The organism is Rugamonas violacea (assembly GCF_016461825.1).
Lineage (GTDB): Bacteria > Pseudomonadota > Gammaproteobacteria > Burkholderiales > Burkholderiaceae_D > Rugamonas.
Genome location: NZ_JAEMNU010000136.1, coordinates 1 through 2,499, shown reverse-complemented (window position 1 = coordinate 2,499; position 2,499 = coordinate 1). Strand labels below are relative to the sequence as shown.

General features: G+C 51.6%; 3 protein-coding genes and 1 pseudogene. 3 read left to right on the top strand and 1 reads right to left on the bottom strand.

Annotated features, from left to right (window positions below; genetic code table 11):
• The 3 genes and pseudogenes from H7U20_RS25450 to H7U20_RS25440 all read left to right on the top strand — a co-directional run.
• Positions 1 to 604, top strand: a 604-nt coding sequence (locus H7U20_RS25450; RefSeq protein WP_199761945.1) for an RHS repeat-associated core domain-containing protein, incomplete at its 5' end; no start/stop codon positions are given.
• 1 nt (position 605) lies between these two features.
• On the top strand, positions 606 to 929 hold the full coding sequence (locus H7U20_RS25445) for a hypothetical protein (RefSeq protein ID WP_199761944.1): 324 nt from the start codon (positions 606 to 608) through the stop codon (positions 927 to 929).
• Positions 930 to 1,023: 94 nt separating this feature from the next.
• A pseudogene (locus H7U20_RS25440) lies at positions 1,024 to 2,040 on the top strand (IS30 family transposase).
• A gap of 76 nt (positions 2,041 to 2,116) precedes the next feature.
• On the opposite strand, the gene H7U20_RS25435 reads toward H7U20_RS25440, so the two are convergent.
• Complete coding sequence (locus tag H7U20_RS25435) at positions 2,117 to 2,422, bottom strand: hypothetical protein (protein WP_199761943.1); 306 nt, start codon at positions 2,420 to 2,422, stop codon at positions 2,117 to 2,119.
• Positions 2,423 to 2,499: the final 77 nt, after the last annotated feature.

Sequence of the window (2,499 nt, the reverse complement as noted above, 5' to 3'; positions counted from 1 at the left end):
GACCGCCGACGCGGCCGTCGACAATCCCTTCCAGTACACGGGACGGGAAAACGATGGAACGGGACTGTATTACTATCGGGCGCGCTACTATGCGCCGGCGTTGGGGCGGTTTATTTCGAGTGATCCGATTGGACTCGATGGGGGGGGCAATACCTATGCATATGCTAACGAAAATCCGCTCATGTATACGGATTCACTTGGTCTCATGGGCTGGGCGGATATGCCCGCCATTCCCCAGTCTATCGTCAATATTGCGGCGGGATTTGGCGATGGAGTGTCTTTAGGCATAACTGATTTAATTCGCGAAGGGATGGGTACAAATGATGCCGTAGATTTTGATTCAGGAGCTTACATGGGGGGCATTGCGGGAGGTGTAGCCGTGTCAGCAATCGGTATCAAATATGGACCTGAACTTAGTATCGGAAATGACTTTAGGATAGCACCGTGGGGAAATAGAACAGGCAACCCCTATGGAAAATTACCTCATTATCATCGCCGAGCTCCGCCAAGTGCTGGTGGAGAAACACCTCCTGGGCAAGGTATTGGTCGGCATCGTCCTTGGGAACCAAAGTCTCCAGATAAAAAATGGTGCGACAGGTTTTGATATGAAAATGCCTTTAGTTTTTGATGAAAAAGGTGACGTATCTATTCATTGGTCTTTGTACGATGCGGAGCAGTACTTCGAGGTAATAGATATTAAAAATTGTGAGTATGTTGGCTACGACGCGACGGGAAGATTATTATTGCTTAAGGCAAGAAACTTTTTTGAAGTGGAAATTTCCCTTGCCGAGAAGGCGCCGCTTCATACGAAAGAATTGATTATTGCTTTGCGGCGATTTATAGATGCACGTAAAAAAATCGCTGGGATTGATAATCTTTCTATTGTGGAATTGTTTCGTCTAATTGAAGTAAATAATCTCCGAAACTAAGCAGTCATGCGGCTATCTGTATGGAAAATCACTGGAGCCGGATACGGCGTTCTCAAGAACCAACTGCAACACCTACTTGCTGTAAGGTGCTGCCATGCCGAGAAACTATATTCATCTGACCCCACAAGACCGTGCGGTCGTCATGCTCATGCGCGACGACCAGTGCAGCATTCGATCCATTGCTAAACGCCTTCGCCGTTCTGCTAGTACGATCAGCCGCGAGCTCAAGCGCGCAGACGCCGCCGGCGTGTATGATGCCAACCTGGCTTAGATGAGGGCCATGGCGCAGCGCGTCAAGCCTCGTAAAGTCCCCAAGCTACATATTCACGGCATGATGTTCATCGTTGTGCGCCACCTTCTCAACTTACGCTGGTCACCCCAGAAAATTGCTGGCAAGCTCAAAGCCATGTGGCCCAACGACTCTAACGAAACCGTCTCGCACGAGGCCATCTACAACGCCATCTACTTACACCCGCGTGGCGAACTGAAACGTGAGCTGATTGCCTGTCTGCGTCACCACAATCAGGTCTGCAAACCACGTAGCCAAGGCGCGGATCGTCGTCACCAAATCCAGGACATGCAAAGCATCCATATCAGACCGCCAGAGGTCGAGGATCGGCTTATCCCCGGCCACTGGGAGGGCGACTTGATCAAGGGCGCTGGCAATCGCTCCTCGGTCGGTACGCTGGTCGAGCGCGCCACTGGCTTTGTGGTGTTGGCGAAGATGGACAACGCCACCACCAAGGCCGTCGTCGACAGCTTCGCCGCTGTGCTCAACCGGGAGCCCGCCGCCATGCGTAAAACCATGACTTACGATCAGGGCCGTGAAATGCACGGCCATAAAATCCTCACCAAACGCACAGGCGTGCAAATCTATTTCGCCGACCCGCACAGTCCATGGCAGCGCGGCTCCAACGAGAACACCAACGGCTTGCTGCGACAGTACATGCCCAAGGGATCGGACCTGTCGATCTACTCGCAAGACGAACTCGATGCCATCGCGCTCGAACTCAACCAGCGCCCACGCGCCCGTTTTGGTTTCGCATCACCCCTGGCCGTTTATACTGCCCACATGGAACAATTAAATAACCCAGCGATCGCTGTCCATTAACTCAGTGTTGCAGTTGGTTCTTGAAACCGCCAAGGTTCTGGCGTACGACCATAATCAGGGGTGGTCAAGTTACGATCTATTTTGACAGATAATTATCTCTACCTATAAAATCGGCAAGCCAATTGCCTTGGCTATTTTCTTTGGAGCTGCGTTGTACACCGTTGTGTATTTCATGTCCAGCCACGGCGAGGCATTCGCATTCATTGAGCAGAAAATAAAGAATTCCCAGGAAATCAAAACGGAAATTGGGAGAATTAAAAGAATTCGGCCGAGCTTGTTTGGTTCTTACGATCAGACGACCGTGGACGCGGATGAGTGGGTGTCGATGGCGATCGACGTAACTGGCGAGACAAAAATCATATTGATTAGCGTTGATCTTCATCTACCAACCTGAGCGACGCCTCAGTTCGCCTGCCGGTCGCGGCGGCGGCGTACAGGAAGCGCCGCAGGATGGCGGAC